The 17641-nt window shown below is 64.5% G+C and carries 17 protein-coding genes; 5 read left to right on the forward strand and 12 right to left on the reverse strand.

The features are described 5' to 3' along the window. Positions 1-62 precede the first annotated feature (62 nt). From tatC to GKC28_RS02730, 3 genes are read right to left on the reverse strand one after another with little or no spacing between them, the layout of a single operon-like run. Positions 63-956 carry a twin-arginine translocase subunit TatC gene (gene tatC / locus GKC28_RS02720; protein WP_174144996.1) on the reverse strand — a complete coding sequence of 298 codons (894 nt, stop codon included), beginning with the start codon at positions 954-956 and terminating at the stop codon, positions 63-65. After that, positions 953-1429: a Sec-independent protein translocase protein TatB gene (tatB, locus tag GKC28_RS02725; RefSeq protein ID WP_174144997.1), complete on the reverse strand. Its 477-nt coding sequence runs from the start codon at positions 1427-1429 to the stop codon at positions 953-955. Before tatB ends, tatC begins: the two co-directional genes overlap by 4 nt. A gap of 6 nt (positions 1430-1435) precedes the next feature. Continuing rightward, positions 1436-1651, reverse strand: a complete 216-nt coding sequence (locus GKC28_RS02730; RefSeq protein ID WP_174144998.1) for a twin-arginine translocase TatA/TatE family subunit — start codon at positions 1649-1651, stop codon at positions 1436-1438. 226 nt (positions 1652-1877) lie between these two features. Here GKC28_RS02730 and GKC28_RS02735 point away from each other — a divergent pair, with 226 nt between their 5' ends. Together GKC28_RS02735 and GKC28_RS02740 are read left to right on the forward strand one after the other, a co-directional pair. After that, positions 1878-2186, forward strand: a complete 309-nt coding sequence (locus GKC28_RS02735; RefSeq protein WP_174144999.1) for a hypothetical protein — start codon at positions 1878-1880, stop codon at positions 2184-2186. Positions 2187-2258: 72 nt separating this feature from the next. Continuing rightward, positions 2259-2933: a YafY family protein gene (locus GKC28_RS02740; RefSeq protein WP_174145000.1), complete on the forward strand. Its 675-nt coding sequence runs from the start codon at positions 2259-2261 to the stop codon at positions 2931-2933. A 63-nt stretch (positions 2934-2996) separates the two neighbouring features. Here GKC28_RS02740 and GKC28_RS02745 read toward each other — a convergent pair whose 3' ends face one another. The 5 genes from GKC28_RS02745 to GKC28_RS02765 all read right to left on the reverse strand — a co-directional run bounded on the left by GKC28_RS02745 (position 2997) and on the right by GKC28_RS02765 (position 8330). Next, positions 2997-3848 carry a GNAT family N-acetyltransferase gene (locus GKC28_RS02745; RefSeq protein WP_174145001.1) on the reverse strand — a complete coding sequence of 284 codons (852 nt, stop codon included), beginning with the start codon at positions 3846-3848 and terminating at the stop codon, positions 2997-2999. A gap of 42 nt (positions 3849-3890) precedes the next feature. Continuing rightward, positions 3891-4997, reverse strand: coding sequence for an ABC transporter ATP-binding protein (locus GKC28_RS02750; RefSeq protein WP_174145002.1), 1107 nt, complete (start codon positions 4995-4997; stop codon positions 3891-3893). Between the two features lie 228 nt (positions 4998-5225). Beyond that, the gene (locus GKC28_RS02755; protein WP_174145003.1) at positions 5226-6275 is read right to left on the reverse strand and encodes a methyltransferase domain-containing protein; all 1050 of its coding nucleotides are present in this window, start codon (positions 6273-6275) and stop codon (positions 5226-5228) included. A 135-nt stretch (positions 6276-6410) separates the two neighbouring features. After that, complete coding sequence (locus GKC28_RS02760) at positions 6411-7535, reverse strand: hypothetical protein (protein WP_174145004.1); 1125 nt, start codon at positions 7533-7535, stop codon at positions 6411-6413. A gap of 15 nt (positions 7536-7550) precedes the next feature. Further along, positions 7551-8330 carry an SDR family oxidoreductase gene (locus GKC28_RS02765; protein WP_174145005.1) on the reverse strand — a complete coding sequence of 260 codons (780 nt, stop codon included), beginning with the start codon at positions 8328-8330 and terminating at the stop codon, positions 7551-7553. Positions 8331-8534: 204 nt separating this feature from the next. Between GKC28_RS02765 and GKC28_RS02770 the strand changes: the two genes are divergently transcribed. From GKC28_RS02770 to GKC28_RS02780, 3 genes are all read left to right on the forward strand, one after another. Next, positions 8535-9548: a Hint domain-containing protein gene (locus GKC28_RS02770; protein ID WP_174145006.1), complete on the forward strand. Its 1014-nt coding sequence runs from the start codon at positions 8535-8537 to the stop codon at positions 9546-9548. A 150-nt stretch (positions 9549-9698) separates the two neighbouring features. Then, on the forward strand, positions 9699-10538 hold the full coding sequence (locus GKC28_RS02775; RefSeq protein ID WP_254604133.1) for a glycosyl hydrolase: 840 nt from the start codon (positions 9699-9701) through the stop codon (positions 10536-10538). An 82-nt stretch (positions 10539-10620) separates the two neighbouring features. After that, positions 10621-12003, forward strand: a complete 1383-nt coding sequence (locus tag GKC28_RS02780; RefSeq protein WP_174145007.1) for an adenylate/guanylate cyclase domain-containing protein — start codon at positions 10621-10623, stop codon at positions 12001-12003. 63 nt (positions 12004-12066) lie between these two features. Here the strand turns inward: GKC28_RS02780 and GKC28_RS02785 are convergent, their stop codons facing one another. The 4 genes from GKC28_RS02785 to GKC28_RS02800 form a co-directional block, all read right to left on the reverse strand. Next, the gene (locus GKC28_RS02785) at positions 12067-13521 is read right to left on the reverse strand and encodes a caspase domain-containing protein (RefSeq protein ID WP_174145008.1); all 1455 of its coding nucleotides are present in this window, start codon (positions 13519-13521) and stop codon (positions 12067-12069) included. Positions 13522-13878: 357 nt separating this feature from the next. Further along, on the reverse strand, positions 13879-15216 hold the full coding sequence (locus tag GKC28_RS02790; protein WP_174145009.1) for an amidohydrolase family protein: 1338 nt from the start codon (positions 15214-15216) through the stop codon (positions 13879-13881). 188 nt (positions 15217-15404) lie between these two features. Continuing rightward, positions 15405-15767 (reverse strand): BrnA antitoxin family protein, encoded by a 363-nt coding sequence (locus GKC28_RS02795; RefSeq protein WP_174145010.1) that lies wholly within the window; start codon positions 15765-15767, stop codon positions 15405-15407. A gap of 204 nt (positions 15768-15971) precedes the next feature. After that, positions 15972-17585 (reverse strand): response regulator, encoded by a 1614-nt coding sequence (locus GKC28_RS02800; RefSeq protein ID WP_174145011.1) that lies wholly within the window; start codon positions 17583-17585, stop codon positions 15972-15974. Positions 17586-17641 lie beyond the last annotated feature (56 nt).

Below are 17641 nucleotides of genomic sequence, written 5' to 3' on the forward strand. Positions count from 1 at the left end.
ACTTCCATTGCAAAAAAGGCGCGCCATTCCTGACGCGCCCTTCTTTTCACACAGTCGTTGGCCTATTTGCGTTTGCCGTCCTCGGCCTCGGCCACTACCGGATCATCCGGATGCGCCTCCATTTCCTCGTCGTCATAGTAGCCCTCCGCGCGCAGCTTCGCCTCGCGCTTGGCCTCTACCCGGCCGACCAGGAAGATCGAGATCTCGTATAGCCCGTAAACCACTACGAACAGGATGATCTGGGTGATCACATCCGGCGGCGTCACAAGGGCTGCCAGCACCAGGATCGCCACCACCGCATATTTGCGGACCGAGCCCAGCCCTTCGGCGCTGACCAGACCGGCCTTGCCCATCAGCGTCAGCAGAACCGGCAGCTGGAAGCACAGGCCAAAGGCCACGATGAACTTGATCGTCAGGTTTAGGTACTCCTGGGCGGAGCCCTGGAACACCACGCTGAGGCCCTGGTTCACTTCCTCGCTGGTCACAGCCTCGCCGCCGGAGCCAAACTGCTGGAAGCCCAGGAAGAAGTCATAGGCCAGCGGGGTGACGACGTAGAAGGCAAAGCTGGCGCCCAGCAGGAACATGAAGGGCGAAGCGATCAGGAAGGGCAGGAAGGCCCCCTTCTCGCTCTTGTACAGCCCCGGCGCCACGAACCGCCACATCTGGAACCCGATATACGGGAACGCCAGGATGAAACCGCCCAGGAAGGAGATTTTGATCGCAACAAAGAAACCTTCCTGCGGGCTGATGAAGATCAGCGCGCAGTCCTGGCCGCTCTCAGCCAGCACCTCGCACAGCGGGGCGGTCAGGAAGTTGAACACCGGCGTTGCCACGGTGAAACAGATCACCATGCCGACGATGAAAGCCAGCACCGAATGGATGAGCCGCGTGCGCAGCTCGGCCAGGTGTTCGATCAGCGGCGCGGTTGAGTCGTCGATCTCCTCCGTCTTGCTCATGACTTGGCCTCTTCTTCATTTGATGCCGCAGGCTTCAGCGCCGCCTCAGCCGCTTCCGCCTTGGCCAGCGCCTCCTCCGCCTCGCGCGCCTTGCGCTCGGCAGCGGCACGGGCGGTCGATGCCTGGATCTTCTTGGCATCCTCGGCGCGCTCAGCCGCCAGCTTGCCGGTCTCGCTGTTGGGGTCGTATTTGGTCGGGTCGATCGACGATGCCATCTCCTGCGCAGCCTGCTTGACCCCGTCCATGGCAGTGCTCATCGGATTCGACGCAGCCTTCAGCCCCTTGGCGACCTCATTGACCCCGGCCTCATCCGCCGCGTCATGCATCGCCCGGCTGAACTCGCGCGCCATCCCCTTGGCCTTGCCCACGAACCGCCCGATGTTACGGAACAGCACCGGCAGGTCCTTGGGGCCGACCACGATCAGCGCGACAACGCCGATGACCAGCAGTTCGGTCCACCCAAGATCGAACATGGCCGCTTAGGCCTTGTCTTTTTCGGTCTCGGGGGTGACGTCCTTGGCCACGTCCGCGGCGTCCTGCTCCAGCTCCTTGCTGCCTTCGTTGATGCCCTTCTTGAACGAGGTGATGCCCTTGCCGACCTCGCCCATCAGCGAGGAAATCTTGCCGCGGCCGAACAGGACCAGAACCACGACGGCGATGAGCAGAAGGCCAGGCAGGCCGATATTGTTGAGCATGTGAGTCTCTCCTTGCTTGATCCGGCGCGGATTGGCGGCGCCGGTGGAATTATTCGCTACGGGTTTAGCGCGGACGCGGCTTTGAGCGAAAGCAACTCCGCACGCAGAAAGCGCCTGCAAGCGCGGGAATCCGAAGTTTTTGCCGCCCGCCCGCATACAACTGACAGGTTTATGTCAGTTGAAAGGCGGTAAATCCAGCCCATCACATGAACAAAGGAGAAACGTGATGAGCAAACATGTCGCCGAAATCGTGACCTTCAAACTGGCCGAAGGCGTGAGTCCCGCGGATTTCACCGCTCTGATGCAGCGCACCGAAGGCTTCGTGCGCGCCCAGGACGGCTTTGTCACCCGCCAGCTGAGCCAGGGTGAAGACGGCAAATGGACCGACTATGTGGTCTGGAAGGACATGGCGACGGCCAAGAAGGTGGCGCAGACTTTCATGCAGCAGGACTTCGCCCCCGAAGTTGTTGCGGCGCTGGCGCCGGACAGCGCCAGCATGCGCCATGAAGAGGTGCTGTGGCAGATGGCGCCCTAAGCGTGCCGGGCTGCGCCTGTGGACCAGGCGCAGCCCTTGACCTCCTGACGCCACCGCGCAAAGGCTAGCCCCATGCGCCGCACCGACCGCCTCTTTGAAATCATCCAGATCCTGCGCGACGGGAAACTGCACCGCGCCCGGGACATTGCCGAGCGGCTGGAGGTCTCCACCCGCACCATCTACCGCGACATGGACACGCTGGTGGCCTCCGGCGTGCCGGTGGAGGGGGAGCGCGGCGTCGGCTATATGGTGCGCGAGCAGATCAGCCTGCCGCCGCTGACCCTGACTCCGGAAGAGCTGGAGGCACTGAACCTCGGCATGGCGATCGTGGCCGAGGCTGCCGACCCGGACCTGAAGGCCGCTGCCCTGTCGCTGGCGGCTAAGGTTGATGCGGTGCTGCCGGAGCAGACCATTGCCGAGGCCGATGCCTGGAAGTTCGCGGTCTACCCTTTTTCGGATGCGGCGCGTGCCCTTGCCCACATGCCCGCGCTGCGGGCCGCCATCAAGGCGCGGCAAAAACTGCAGCTCAGCTACCGCCGCATCGACGGCACCCTGACAGAGCGGAAGATCCGCCCTTTGCACATGGAATACTGGGGCCGGGTCTGGACCCTGACCGCCTGGTGCGAAACCCGCGAGGCCTTCCGGGTGTTCCGGGTCGACCTTATCGAGGATGCCGCTGCCCTGCCCGAACTGTTCGTCGATGAACCCGGCAAGCGGCTGCAGGACTACGATCCTTACGGAAGCTGAACCGCTCTTCTTCTTTGCCAAAATACTCCGGGGGAGCTGCCGCAGGCGGCAGGGGCAGCGCCCCTATCCGAGCTCGAAACTGGTGACACCGAAAATCAGATCCGTCTCCAGCTGCGGCGCAGGCCCGCGGTACATCCGGGCGGTCTCAAACACCGGTTCCAGCCCCAGTCCGCGCGCCAGATCCGCCGCCGCGGCATGGGGCTCCGGCACATCCAGAAAAACTTCCTGCCCTGCCGGTACTTCCTGCAGCAGCCGCGCCAGCACCGCCTCCGCCGCCGGGCGGGACACGGCAACAAGCGGCCCGATCTTACAGCCGCTGCCGCAGGGGCGCAGGGTTCCGAAACCACTCAGCCTGCCATCCTGATGCGCAGCGAATGAGATATGCCCCTCTGCCCCCAGCCACTGCTGCCAGAAGCCACGGCGCGGCGCCGGAAAGACGCGGGTGTCCAAGACCTCCAGCTCCGCCGCGGGGGCAGACAGCGCTGTCAGCTCATAGTCCTCAGAAGCCTCCAGCCCGCCGGACGGCACCCCGCCAAAACGGATATTGCGGTAGGCCAGTTCAAAGCCGGAGCGGCGGTAGTTGTCCTGCTGGTCCACCACCCCGTCAAGGCCGACAACCCGTCCCCCGGCATGCTCCAGCGCTTTTTGCCAAAGGGCATACCCATAACCCTGCCCGCGAAACTCCGGCGCCACGATGTAGAAGCCGAGGAAGGCGAACGCCTCGCCGTAGTTCACCACCGAGATGCAGGCAATCATCTGCCCGCCCAGATACCCGCCCCAGAAGCCCTGCGGGTCCACGCTCGCGAAACAGGCGGCATCCTGCGGGCCGGGATTCCAGCCTTCCCGCGCGGCCCAATCCACCGCGGTCCGGATTTCCGCGCTTTCCAGCGGCCTGATCTGATAGCTGTCCTGCATCTGCACCTCCCGTTTCCTTAGGCGCAGAATGCCCGCTAAAGGTCAGGCAGGAAAGACAAAGCAGCGGTTACGGCGCACCGTCAGCCACATCACCCGGCCGGCCTCTGGCAGGAACACGTTGGGCACCGTCGCCTTGAGCACCGAGCCGTCGAAATCCATCCGGAACTCCACCAGGCTCTCGCTGCCCAGGAAACGCGCACGCTCCACCACGGCGCGGGCCGGCACCCCGTCGCTGGGCGTCGGCAGCGGCCCCTGGCCGCCACGGTCGAAGTCGATGCGCAGGTGCTGCGGGCGGAACACGATTTCCACCGCGGTGCCGTCTGCCACGCCGGGGGCCAGGAACTCGCCAAACGCCGTGCGCGCCAGCGCGCCGTTCACCTCGGCCTTCAGCACGTTGACGTCGCTGAAAAACGCCACTGAGGCCTTGTCCACCGGGTGGGTATAGACGTTGTAGGGCGCGCCTTGCTGCACGATCCTTCCGCCGCGCATCAGCGCGATCTCATCGGCCATCCGCATCGCCTCTTCCGGCTCATGCGTGACCAGCAGGACGGCGGTGTCCTCTTCCTTCAGCAGGCTCAGCGTCTCATCCCGGATGCCGTCGCGCAGCCGATTGTCGAGGCCGGAGAATGGCTCATCCATCAGCATGATCCGCGGCCGCGGTGCAATGGCGCGGGCCAGCGCCACCCGCTGCTGCTCGCCGCCCGACAGCTGGTGCGGATAGCCGTCGATGAAGCGCTTGAGCGACACCCGGTTCAGCAATTCCTCAACCCGCGCACGCTTCTCGTCCTTGCTGCCCTTCAGCCCAAAGCCGACGTTGTCCGCCACGCTCAGATGCGGGAACAGGGCAAAGTCCTGGAACATCAGCCCGATCTCGCGCCGTTCGGGCGGCACGCGGAACACGGTGTCGCAGATCAGCTTGCCATCAACAAAAATCTCGCCACTATCCTGCATCTCCACCCCGGCGATCATCCGCAGCGTGGTGGATTTGCCGCAGCCCGACGGCCCCAGCAGGCAGGTCACTTGCCCGGCCTGGATCTGCAATGAGACATCGTCGACCACCGCACGCCCCTCAAAGAAGCGCCGGAGGTTGCGGATTTCCAGCCGCGGCGGGACAATCGAGCGGCTGATGCCGGCTGGGGCAGTGTTCATGGGGCCTCGGGCTGTTTCCGATAAAAACGCTTGGGGTCCCGACGGGATAGCAACCCAGCGGCAGCGCCGCAAGCGGTCAGGAATACGCCGATCAAGAACCACCGCCCGGCCGATAGGCCGGGCAGCGTCCGTCCCGCCCCCCACGGGGCGGGCGCTTCACGCCCTCCCCGCCGGAACGGACGCCGCCCTTTGCACACTTTTCACAAGTGCCGGTTTCCGGGGCTGTACCTAACAGCACCCCGGCACCGCACCGTCCTGCTCCAGCCCGTTGAAGGGCGAATTGCCGCCGCAGCCTTCGAATATCCCATAGTGGGTTTCAAAGTTGCCAATAAACTCGAAGTGCGGCGCAAACCGGCTGTCCTGCAGCATCATCCAGGTGTTGCCGCAGACCGGGAACACCTTGCCCGCCTCGATCACGTGATGATCATCCAGCGCGAACACATGCGGCGCGTGGTCTATGGTGCCCTTGTAGATCACCGCCTGGCCGTAATCCTCACAGGCGGGCTCCAGCGCAGGCAATTTGAACAGCCGGTAGGTGGCCGACAGGAACTTCAGCGGCTGCACTCGCTTCTCCAGCACCGGGTTTTCAATGGTCAGGAGGCGTGAGGTCACCATCCGCGGGTCCTTGAACCCCGCTTCCTTGGCGATTGACAGAAAATCGTTCCAATACAGCGCGCCGGACAGGCATTCACCATAAAGCACCTCATCCTCCGCCATCTCCTGCGGCACCCGCCGGTCGGCGTAAACGTCAGAGAAATACATCTCCCCGCCCTCTTTCAGCAGATGATGCGCGCCGCGCAGCACCGCCCCCTTGTCGGTGGCCAGGTTGATCACACAGTTTGAGACGATGATGTCAAAGGACCCGGGCTCCAGGTCCAGCTCCTCCAGCGTCTCGATATAGCCATGGTGGAACTCCACGTTGGAATTGGCATAGCCAAAGGCCGTGGTGTGGTGGTCCTGATGGCGCCGCGCTACCTCCAGCTGGGCCTGTGTCATGTCGACGCCCACCACCTTGCCGTGTTCGCCCACCAGTGCCGACAGCGCATAGACATCACGGCCCGCACCGCATCCCAGGTCGAGGATGCGCGCTCCTTCCAGCGCCTCCGGCGCGATCAGGCCGCAGCCGTAGTAGCGGGTCAGCACCTCGTCATGGATTTTCGAAAGCACCGCCTTCACATGATCCGGCATGTCGTCCGGCGTGCAGCAGGCGTTGGTCTGGAGGTCGTCGCTGCCCTGCAGCACCTCGCCGTAATAGGTCTGCACGTTTTCATGTTTCATGGGGGCGCCTTTCCTGATGGTTCCGGACCATCGGGATAGCGCCCCTCAGGCACTCCGGCAACCGGGCCGGCAGGAGGCTTGACGCAACTGTGATGGAGCGTGGCCGCCTCCATGCCGGGCGTAACGGATTTGGCTCTAGCTCTCCGGCAGCAGCTCAAACGCCGCCTCGGCCCGCACCCTGCCGTTCACCATCAGCTCAATCCGGTGCGCCCCCGGCACCAGCTTGAACGTCGTGGCGTTGCCCTTCAGCTTGTGACGCTTGTCCAATTGCAACAATTTGCCTGAAATTTTCGATTGCTTCAGCTTGAACACCTTGGCGGACACCTTGCCGCCAGGACGCTGGAAATGCAGGATATAATCCACCAGAACCGGCGACCCCGCCTGCCCCTCCAGTTGCGCGGAGAATTCCAGCGCATCACCGATCCGAACATTTTGCGACTTCAGCACGACTTCGGCGCCAAGCTCCAGATCCGGATCGAACCCCAGCATCTTCATCGCCCGCGGGTGCCCCGCCTTGACCAGCCCGCGCAGCGCATGGGAGGTCATCCAATCCAGCTCCTTGGCCGCTTGCGCCCCGGCTGCCTGCCAGTGCTCAAGCCGGTCCATCACCAGATCCGGGTCCTTCTTGGCAATGTCGTTCAGGTGGTTGGCCACCGAGCGGGTGACATAGCGGGTCGGGTCGGAATGCAAGCGGTCCAGCAAGGGCAGCGGCTGATCCAGTGCCAGCCCCACCGCCTCGCCCCAGGGCAGCCGCGGCCGCGTGCCTTCGCTCACCAGGCGGCGGACGTGATAGCTGGAGTGGCTGGCCCACTCCAGCATCCTCTCCAGGACTTCGGCTGGCCAGCGGTTCAGGAAGGGGCGGATTGCCCATTCCATCGAAAACCGCTGGGTGATCTCCGCCAGCAGGTCCAGCGACAGCTCCGGGTGCGCCTCAACGCCCCTGGCCACCACATACTCACCCAAGGGGGCAAAGATGAAATCGCCGAAGTCATCGTCGGTCTTGGACGGATCCAGCGGCGGCGGCAGCGCCTTCAGAAGCACGGGTGCAGCCTCCGGCAGATCCTCCGGCAGGTGATCCGACAGCACATCCGCAATCAGCGTCATCCGCTGCTTCAGCTCCAGCGCCGGCAAGTCCGCCATCACCCGGGCTTCAAACCCTTCAGCATCAAACCCCGCGTCCGCGGCTGCGAACAGGCCCGCCAGATAGCGGACCTTATCCCGGTTAAACAACTGGTCCTTCAGGGAAAACCCGCCATCCATCTGCGCCGCCCCTGCTCACATCGTGGTGTTGGTGGCGCCGCCGTCCAGCAGGATGTTCTGCCCGACGATGAAGCCCGCATGCTGCGAGCACAGGAAGGCGCAGGCGGCACCGAATTCCTGGCGGGTGCCGTAGCGGCCCGCGGGAATGGTGGCGAACCGCTGCTTCTGCGCTTCCTCCGGCGTGATCCCCTGCGCCTTGGCCGCGCCGCCGTCCAGCGCCACGGCGCGGTCGGTGGCGTGGATGCCCGGCTGCAGGTTGTTGATGGTGACGCCGTGGCCCGCCACCTGCCGCGAGGTGCCCGCGACATAGCCGGTCAGGCCCGCACGGGCCGAATTCGACAGCCCCAGCACCGGGATCGGCGATTTGACCGAGACCGAGGTGATGTTGACCACCCGCCCCCAGCCGCGCTCCATCATCCCCGGCAGCAGCGCCTTCATCAGCGCAATCGGCGCCAGCATGTTGGCATCCAGCGCCTTTATGAAATCCTCGCGGTCCCAGTCGGTCCACATGCCCGGCGGCGGCCCGCCGGCGTTGGTGACCAGGATATCGACGCCCTGAGCGGCATCCAGCACCTGTTTCTGGCCTTCCGGCGTGGCCACATCAGCGGCCACCGTCACCACATCGACGCCATGCCGGTCGCGGATGGCCTGCGCGGAGGCCTCCAGCGCCTCAGCGCCGCGGGCGTTCATCACCAGATTGACGCCGGCTTCCGCCAGCGCCTCGGCGCAGCCCAAGCCCAGCCCCTTGCTGCTGGCGCAGACCAGCGCGCGCTTGCCCGAAATACCCAGATCCATTGTTGTCCTCCCTCGGGAATCTTCACCGTTTGCCGGAGCTTGCACCGCCCGCCTGGCAAAGGCCAGACCCGCCCGTTGCCTGACGCAATCGTGATGCTGCCGGAAAATCTGCCCCGTTCCACCGCCATTGTGCCACATTCCGCAGGCATTTCTGTTGGACAGCGCCCCGCGCTCGCCCACATATGGACCAAGACAAACCCGCAGATGGGACAGACAGTGACCGCCAGCCTCTCTTCCGTTCAGGCCTACCCGGCCGAGCGTTTCCGCGTGGAATACGGTGCCAATGCGGGCGACCCCCTTGGCGTGCTCGAGGATCTGGTGCTGGACGACATCTATCTGCTGGACAGCCCGGCCCCGCCGCAGCGCCTGGCCATCGCCGCCCATCACGATGGCAGTTTCACCGTTGCGGACGACAGCGCCATCGGCACACCCGGCGCGGTGCTGCATCTGGACGGCCTCGTGACCCTGATGCCCGACCGCGGCCCCAACACCGAGATCCTGGTGATGGTGGAGGCCGACGGCGAGGGCTATATCGCCGCCATCTACCTGGTGCCGCTGGCGCCCTTGCAGCCGCAGATGCCCTACACACTGGTCAAGGCCGAGCGCGAGCAGGCCCGGCGCAAGCTGGCGCAATCGGCCTGCGTCTCCTTTACCCGCGGCACCCGCATCACCCTGTCCACCGGCGAGCAGCGCGCGATCGAGGACATGCGCACCGGCGACCGGGTGCTGACCCGCGACGACGGCATCCAGGAGGTGCGCTGGGTCGGCCAGTCCACCCTGCGCGCGGTAGGCGACCTGGCCCCGATCCTGATCCGCAAAGGCGCCCTGAACAACTCCAACGACCTGATCGTCAGCCCCGGCCACCGGCTGATGGTCTACCAGCGCCGCGACGAGATCGGCGCCGGCGCGCCGGAACTGCTGGTCCGCGCCCGCGATCTGGTGAACGGCGGCAGCGTGGTGGTGCTGGACGGCGGCTTCACCGATTACTTCCAGATCCTGTTCGACCAGCACCACATCATCTACGCCGAGGGGATCGCGGCCGAGAGCACCTTCCTCGATCCGGTCACCCGGCAGGTGCTGCCCGAGGATTTCTGGACCGCCCGCCCCGGCACCCTGCCCGCCACGCACACGCGCGGCGCCCACGGGCTGGACGTGAGCCGGTCGCTGCTGGACCGGCCGGACGCGGTGCGGCTGCTGAAACGGGCCTCGCTGCGCTGAGCCGCGCCCGCGGGCAATACCGTTTCCCTTTAACCTCAACCGGTTGCTGGGATACGGGCAATTTGCTGCCAATTGCACCTGTATTTAGTGGTTTCAAACTGACTCTCACACCAGATCCTGCTATCCTGCTGCCAACAAAAAGAGAGCAGTATGATCAGGCACATCTTCCTCACCCTGGGGGTCATGCTGTTGGCATGGCCGGTTGCAGCGCAGAAGGCAGGCGTCGGCGCATGGGAAAACTCCAGCCACAGCATCCTCAGCTGGATCGAGGACACCCCTGGCCTCGGCTGGTACTACAACTGGCGCCCGGATCAGATGTACCACAAGGGCCGCCAGAGCCGCTCTGTCGAATTCGTGCCGATGATCCACAACGCGCGCGACGTGAACAAGCGCATCCGCTCGGACCAAAAGGTCACTGCGCTTCTGGGCTTCAATGAACCCGACGGGCGCAGCGGCGGCCACCAGGCCGGGATGAGCGTGCAGCAGGCCGTGAAGCTGTGGCCGAAGCTGGAGCGCCACGGGCTGCGCCTGGGCAGCCCGGCCACCACCCAATCGGGCACATTGGGGGCCAACTCCTGGCTGCGCCGCTTCATGGATCAGGCCGACGCCAAGGGCCTGCGCGTCGATTTCATGGCTGTGCACTACTATTCCGCGGACGGCAACGTGAAGGACTTTGAACGCTGGCTGCGCGCCGTCCACCGCGAGTACCGCCGCCCCGTCTGGGTGACGGAATTCGCCCATATCGACTGGGGCCGCCCGGCGGCCGCCAGCCACGCGCAGAACGCGGCCTTTGCCCGCAAGGCGATTGCGATGATGGAGCGCCTGCCGTTTGTCGAGCGCCACGCCTGGTTCGCCGCCAACCCCTATCCCTGGCAGGGCCGCGCGCCGCAGATCAATCTGCTGCGCGACGACCTGACCCCGACCCCCGCGGGCGACGCCTTTGCCCGCGCCGTCAGCCGGGCTGCCGGGCTGCAGGTGGCCAGCAACTGAACCGGCGCAGCCCTCAATGTTGGGCTTTGCGGGCTCCGCACTACCATCTGAGGCACCGATGACCCTTGCAGGGAGGCCGCGGATGCCCCGTCTCAGATCTCAGCCCGATGATATTTTCTTTGACATTGATCCCGGGGAAACCCTGCTGGAGGCGGCCCTGAGGGCCGGGCTGCCGATGACCCATGTCTGCGGCGGCCATGCCAAATGCTCCACCTGCCGGGTCTGGGTGCTGGAGGGGCTGGAAAACTGTCCGGAACGCACCGGCGCCGAGGCGGAAATGGCCGCCCGGCTTGGCCTGCACCCCGGCATCCGGCTGGCTTGCCAGATGCGCCCCAAAGGCGGCCTGACCTTCCGCAGGCTGGTGCTGGACGAGACCGACCTGGCACTGACCAGCCAGCTCCACCGCCGCCAGCCCGCCAAGGTTGGCGAGCTACAGGACGTCGCAGTGTTTTTTTCCGACATCCAAGGGTTCACCAGCTTTTCCGAAGCGCTGATGCCCTATGACGTGATGTACCTGCTGAACCGCTACTTCGCCCAGATGGGAGAGGTGATAGAGAGGAACGGCGGCTATATCGACAAGTTCATCGGCGACGGGATGATGGCGCTGTTCGGGCTGGACGGGGACGCGGCTGCACCGCTGCGGGCGGTGAACGCGGGGCTGCAGTGCCTGACGGTCATTGACCGGATCAAACCGTTCTTCAAGACCATGTATGATATCGATTTCGAAGTCCGCATCGGCCTGCACTGGGGCGAGGCCGTGATCGGCACGCTTGGCGCGCCGGGCCATGAGCGGCTGACTGCCATCGGCGATGCGGTCAATGTGGCCAGCCGCGCCGAGCAGGCGAACAAGGCCGCTGGCACCCGTTTCCTGGTCACCGAGTCCCTGTTCGAACAGGTGAAGGATCAGGTCGAGGCGTCGGATTTCATCCGGGTCCGGCTGCCCGGCACCACCGCACGCCAGACGCTGTACGAAATCGCGCGGCTGCTGCCAGCGGCCTCGGCGGCTCTCACCGGTCAAGACAACCGCGAGACCAAACGCTATGCCGGGCGCGACTGGTCCCGGCTGATGGCAGAGGACACACTGCCGGACGGCGGCCAGCAAATCTTTGAATTCGCAGACTGCGATGTCGCAGTGCTGCGCCGGGACGGCCAGCTGTTCGCCTTCAACAACGCCTGCCCGCATGTGCATCTTCCGTTCTTCAACCGCCGGGAAAACCTGGACGACCCCGGCCAGCTGCGCCCTGATGAAAGCCGTGCCAGCAGCGGCGAACTGGTCTGCCGCTGGCACAACAGCCGCTTTGACCTGGCCACAGGCGAGGTGATCAGCTGGTGCGAGCTGCTGCAACCCGACGGCACTTCGGAAGGGATGGAGTTCCTCGGCGACATCTCCAAGAACAAGGGCCCGCTCCGCCTTTACCCGCTGCATGTTGCGGATGGCTGGGTCTGGATTGCGTTCGACCGCTGAACCGTGCCTGCAAGGACCCCTGAACGGCTGCATCGTGCAGCCGGGTTCTGCCGCCGGCCGGGATCAGCGGAACTGCACCTCGCTGATCGCGGTATCCCGGTACTTGGTGCCGTAATAGACGCCGCTCAGCGTGAGGGTGATCCAGGTGACCTGCCCCAGCGGCGGCAGGCGCAGCTCCTGCAGCCCGTCCCGGTCTTCCAGCACCGCCTCTGCCCGGTAGCCCGCCGAGGTCTGAACGATCAGCGACCGCACCCGGCCGTTCTTCAGAAAGATGTCGCGGCTCTTGCCATAGCCGTTGGCGATCAGCACCCGGCTCACCTGCTGCGGCCCGTCAAAGGCAAAGCGCAGCACCTCCCCCGCGCCGTCATCCGCCCGCCCCTCGACCCAGGCGGTGCGGGCGCTGCCGTCCGACAGCATCTCCCCCGAATAGGCATTGCGCCCCAGCGGCGCCAGATGGGAGGACACGCACAGCTCAGCCGGAACCGCCCCGAACCGCCCCCGGTGGCAGGCATAGGCCGGCGTTGCCGGCAGCGGCAGATGCCGCGGCGGCTGCGGCGCCGGCGCCTCCAGCCCCGCCAGCGCCTCCAGCGCCAGCAGCACATAGAAATCCTCCGGCCGGTCCCGGTGGGCATCTACAAAGGCCTGCCAGGCCGCCCGGGTGCCGATCCGCTCCGCCAGCCGGTACTTCCGGGCGATATCATCCGCCGGCGCCGCAGGCACGGCCGCAGGCTGCGCCGCCGCCGCGGGCCGGCTGTGGAAATAGAAATCCCCGGTGATCGAGCTGGTCTCCCACGGCACCTGCCGCTCCTGGGTCACCGCCAGCACCTCGCTGCGGGCCGCCTTGAACACCGCCTCGATGGTGCGCCCGCCGCCGGCGGAGATCACCCCGGCCAGCGCCCTGGTATAGGGCGAGTTGGCGCCGCTGCCGTCCAGCGCCACGTCGCCCGGCGCGGTGGCATAAGCAATCAGGGTGCCGCGCGGCGCGTCCACCGGCGCCAGCCCCCGCGCCGCCGACCGGGCAGAGGCGGCAAAGGGATTGTTGCGGCAGGCATCCAGAATGACGATGTTGATGCTGGCATTCGATGAATTCATCACCCGCAGGAAGCTGTTCACATTGACCGCTTCCAAGTCGATCTCATCCTCGCTGGCGATGGCGGCGCTGACCGGCACCAGGTAGTTCTCGCCGTCCACCTGCACCCCGTGCCCGGCATAATAGAACAGCCCGGCCTCCACCCCCTCGCCGCGCAGCCGCCGCCCGAACCGCAACAGCGCCTGCTTCATGCCGCCCAGATCCGCATCCAGCAGCGTGGTCACCTCGAACCCCGCCCCCTCCAGCGCCGCGGCCATAACCCGCGCATCATTGCCGGGATTGGCCAGCGGCGCGGTATGGGCATAGTTCGAATTGCCCACCACCAGCGCAATCCGCTCCCCCGCCCGGGCCGGAGCAATGGCGAGCGTCAGGAGCGCCAGCACCACCCCCGCCGCCGCGGTCCGGATCAGCCAAATTCGATGCAGCATCCCGCCTCTTTCCCGTGGTTTGCAATCAAGGGCTTGCGGGTATCTAGGCAAAGGCGGCGGAAAAAATCAATTGGGGGCTGGCTTGAGTTGGCCCCAGCAAGACAGGCCGCATGCGGCAGGGCTGCAGAAGCGGGAGTCTTTGGGGTAAGTTGTCTTGTCAGCAAGGTGTCCGTTTCGAGCCCGAAATTGCGTTACCCTGGTCGGAACTCTTGGCTGCGGCAGCATGCTGGCTGGGAACGCCCTGCAGACATCTGTGCCGCACGTTCCTGATGTAAAAGCTGCCCTTCCAGGAATTATCAAGGAAGGGCCGCTTCAGCTTCAGAGGTCACTTGGTCCGGGAAGAGATAGCAGAACCTGTCACTCTATGTCGTTCTTGAAAATCTTGCCGTCCTTCATAATCAGGTCAAAGTTTTCGTGCGGGTCAGCAACGAGGTTGAGGTCTTCGAGCGGGTTGCCATCGACCAGGATCAGGTCCGCGTAAGCACCTTTTTCAATCACCCCAAGCGCGCCGACCTGATAGGGGTGCCGGGGGCCGGAAAGTTCAAGCAGCTCCGCGTTGACCGATGTGGCCATCTTCATCACTTCGTAAGGCGTGAACCAGCGCTGAAGTTTCGCCAGGAAGGCCCCTTGCCGCTCCGCCAGGGCCGGATCGAACAGGATGTCGGTGCCGAAGGCGATCTTTACCCCGACTTCCTTGGCCTTGGTGTAGATCGTGTCCGTGCCATCGGTCACGGTGATCCATTTCTGCTGACTGCCCGGATCGTCGAAGGAAAACCCGTCCTCGTCGTCCAGCAGCGGCTGAATGCTGAGCCAGACATCGTTCTCCTTCATCATCTGAAGGGTTTCTTCGCTCATCAGAAAGCCATGTTCGATGGACTTTATACCGGCTTTGATGGCCAGCTGAGCAGCCTCGTCAGTGAAAATGTGCGAAGCGACATAAGTGTTGTAAGTGTCCGCCACTTCAACGAAGGCTTCGAGCTCCTCCATGGTGTACTGGCGCACATCCAGCGGGTCGTAGACCGAGGAAACACCGCCCCCGCCCGAGATCTTGATCTGCGAGGCGCCCATCCGCATGACTTCCCTGGTGCGCTTGATGACCTCATCCACGCCATCGGCCATCGCCATCAGGCCGACACTGTACCAGTACCATTGGGAATCTGCCGGGTTCGTTGGCACTGCCTGGTAGGGGCGGTAGTCGAAATGCCCGCCGGTTTGGCCAATCGGCGGCCCGGACGGCAAAATCCGGGGGCCGGGAATTTCGCCCGCATCGATCATTTTCTTCGTGGCGAACGGGTTGCCACCCACGTCGCGCACGGTTGTGAAGCCGCGCATCAGCGTTGCCTCCGCCCCGATCGCGCCGCGGATTGCCACCTCCAGGATGTCGCCGGTGACCACAGTGCTTTGCGCGGCGCAGCAATAGGAGGTATGCCAATGCGCGTCGATCAGGCCGGGGATCATGGTGCGCCCGCCGCCATCGATGACATGCCCGCCAGCTACAGTAAGCGGTTCGGTGGAAATCTCGGTAATCAGGTTACCGGCCACCACCACATTGGCGTTTTCAATCAGCGCTTCGTTTACGCCGTCAAAAATATTCACATTGGTAAAAAGGGTCGGAGTGCCGTCCTGAGATAGCGCGGGGGAAGACACAATAGCCAGAGTTAATGCGGCTAAAGACGCACGCAGTTGAAGTGACATCTCGAAAAGTCCCATGAATCTATTAAACACCTTAAGCATCGCAGAGGGTACGCAGCCAATCAACTCAGTTGAGTTGTTAGCAGCTTGGCAAATACTCTCACGACACCACGCAGGGAACCAGCCCACGGCAGCATTGAAATCTGCCGCCGCACTTCAATTAGCTTTCTGCGACTTACTGCCTCGGCCCCTTACTCCCCTACCCTGCGCCGCTGCAGGTCCTGCTGCAGTTCACGGGCGCGCAGGCCAATGCGCAGGATGGTGTTGTCCTTGTCATGGGCCTGAATATGCCCCGCCAGCAGTGCCAGCCAGTAGATCCGCAGCACGGAGTTGATGCGGCGGCTGTAGTTCGGGCCCAGTTTACGAAACCATTTCACCATGTCCTCATCCAGCCGGATCGTCACCCGGGTCTTCGGCTTGTCGATCCGCTCCCAGCTCAGGATGCCGTCCCAGTCGTCCGGCAGGCTCTTGTCCAGCCAGTCGCGGCGCAAGTTCTGCTGCAACTCATCAAGTTCCAGCTGCATTTCATTGTCATAGTATCGCTTGCTGGGCATCGGTCTCTCCCGTGGCGGCGGCGGTTTGCGGCGCGGGGCGGCACTCCCGCGCTGATCCCCACCCTGCCCCGATCCGGTTAATTCCGTGCCAGCGGTGCGTACGGTGCTTGCGCAACACCCGCGGCAGGCCTCTGCCCCCGCCATCCGGCATCAGGGGGTGCACAAGGGGTGTACAGGGGGTGCACGCCTGGCACCCACGCTTTTTCAGGCCTGTTTTCCCTGCCGCAGGATCCGGGCCAGCAGCTCATTCTTGCGGAAGGGCTTGGACAGGAAATCATTCATCCCGGCCGCCAGGCAGGCCTCGACATCGCTGGGCTGGGCATTGGCGGTCAGCGCGACGATGGGGCATTCCGGCAGCCCGGCCTCCCGTTCATGCGTGCGGATCCGGCGGGTGGCGTCCAGCCCGCCCAGAACCGGCATCGACAGGTCCATCAGGATCAGGTCCGCGCCCTCGGACTCGAACAGCTCCACCGCGATCTGGCCGGTTCCGGCAAACCGCAAATCGGCGCCGGTGGACTTCAGCATTTTCCGGACCAGCAGCTGGTTGGTCCGGTTGTCTTCGGCAACCAGGATGCGCATGCCCTTGAGCGCCTCCGGCGGCAGCTCCGGCCCCGGCAGGCCGGGTGCTGTGCTCACCGCCTGCCGGCTGCCCAGGACCTCCGGCGTGTCCCCGCCGCCCGGGCCGGCCTCCCCCGGTTGCGGCAGGTTCAGGCCGACGGTGAACACCGATCCTTCGCCGGGAACAGAGGCGGCCGTGACCGTGCCCCCCATCCGCTCCGCCAGCGCCCGGGTGATTGCCAGGCCCAGGCCCGTGCCCTCGATCACGCGGGCCGTCTTGCGGTCAACCTGTTCAAAAGCCGAGAAAATCCAGTCCATCTGCGAGGGCTCGATCCCGATGCCGGAATCGGCAACCTGAATGCGCAGAGGCAGTTTCGCGGCCCCGGGGTCATAGGCGGCCCGGATGGTCACATGGCCGGCCTCCGTGAACTTGATCGCGTTGCCCAGCAGGTTCATCAGGATCTGGCGGATCTTGCTGGCGTCGCCCACGAATTCATGCGGCACGTCTTCGGGGTAGTCGATGCGCAGGTCGATCCCCTTGTAGGCGGCCCTGGCCCACAGCAGGGTTCCCACGTCCTGAACCACGTCCCGCAACGAAAACGGCGCATCGTGCAAGGCGATCTTGTCGGCCTGGATCCTGGAGAAATCGAGCACATCGTTGATAACCGTCAGCAAGGCGGTTGCAGAGTTGAAGATCGTGTCGGCAAACACCTGCTGCTGTTCGTCCAGATCCGTTTCCTTCAGCAACTCGCACATGCCGATGATGCCATTCATCGGCGTCCTGATTTCATGGCTCATATTGGCCAGGAACCGCTCCTTGGCCTGGCTGGCCTCCTCGGCCTTGTCCAGCGCCATCCGGGTGAGCTCCAGCGCCTCGTCGCGTTCCCGTTCCGAGGTGATGTCAGCGGAAGAGCCGACGAGATAGGCCAGGCGCCCGCCCGAGTCGAACACGGGCCGGAGCGTGGTGCTGAGGTATTTCGCCTTGTGCTCTGTGGGCAGAACGATGTCATAGGTCGCTTCTTTGCCGCTGCTGATAACGCCCAGGTGGTGGTTCAAAGCGCGGCGGCCAATTGTTCCGCCGTAGAGCTCAAGCGCCGTCTTGCCGGCATAATCGCTGTGCTCGAACTCAGTGGCTTCCCGCGCCTTGGTGTTCATGGCGACATAGCGCGGCTGCCCGTCGTCGCCTACCTTCAGAACGATCACGGCGAGCTCGACGGCGTCAAGGATGCCAAAATGATCTGAGAATTCATCCTGCTGCACGTATCGTTCCTGAAAACGGGAGAGACCTTGAAATCCTGTAACACAGAGTTGCCGCG

It is taken from the genome of Leisingera sp. ANG59 (genome assembly GCF_013317235.1).
Taxonomy (GTDB): domain Bacteria; phylum Pseudomonadota; class Alphaproteobacteria; order Rhodobacterales; family Rhodobacteraceae; genus Leisingera.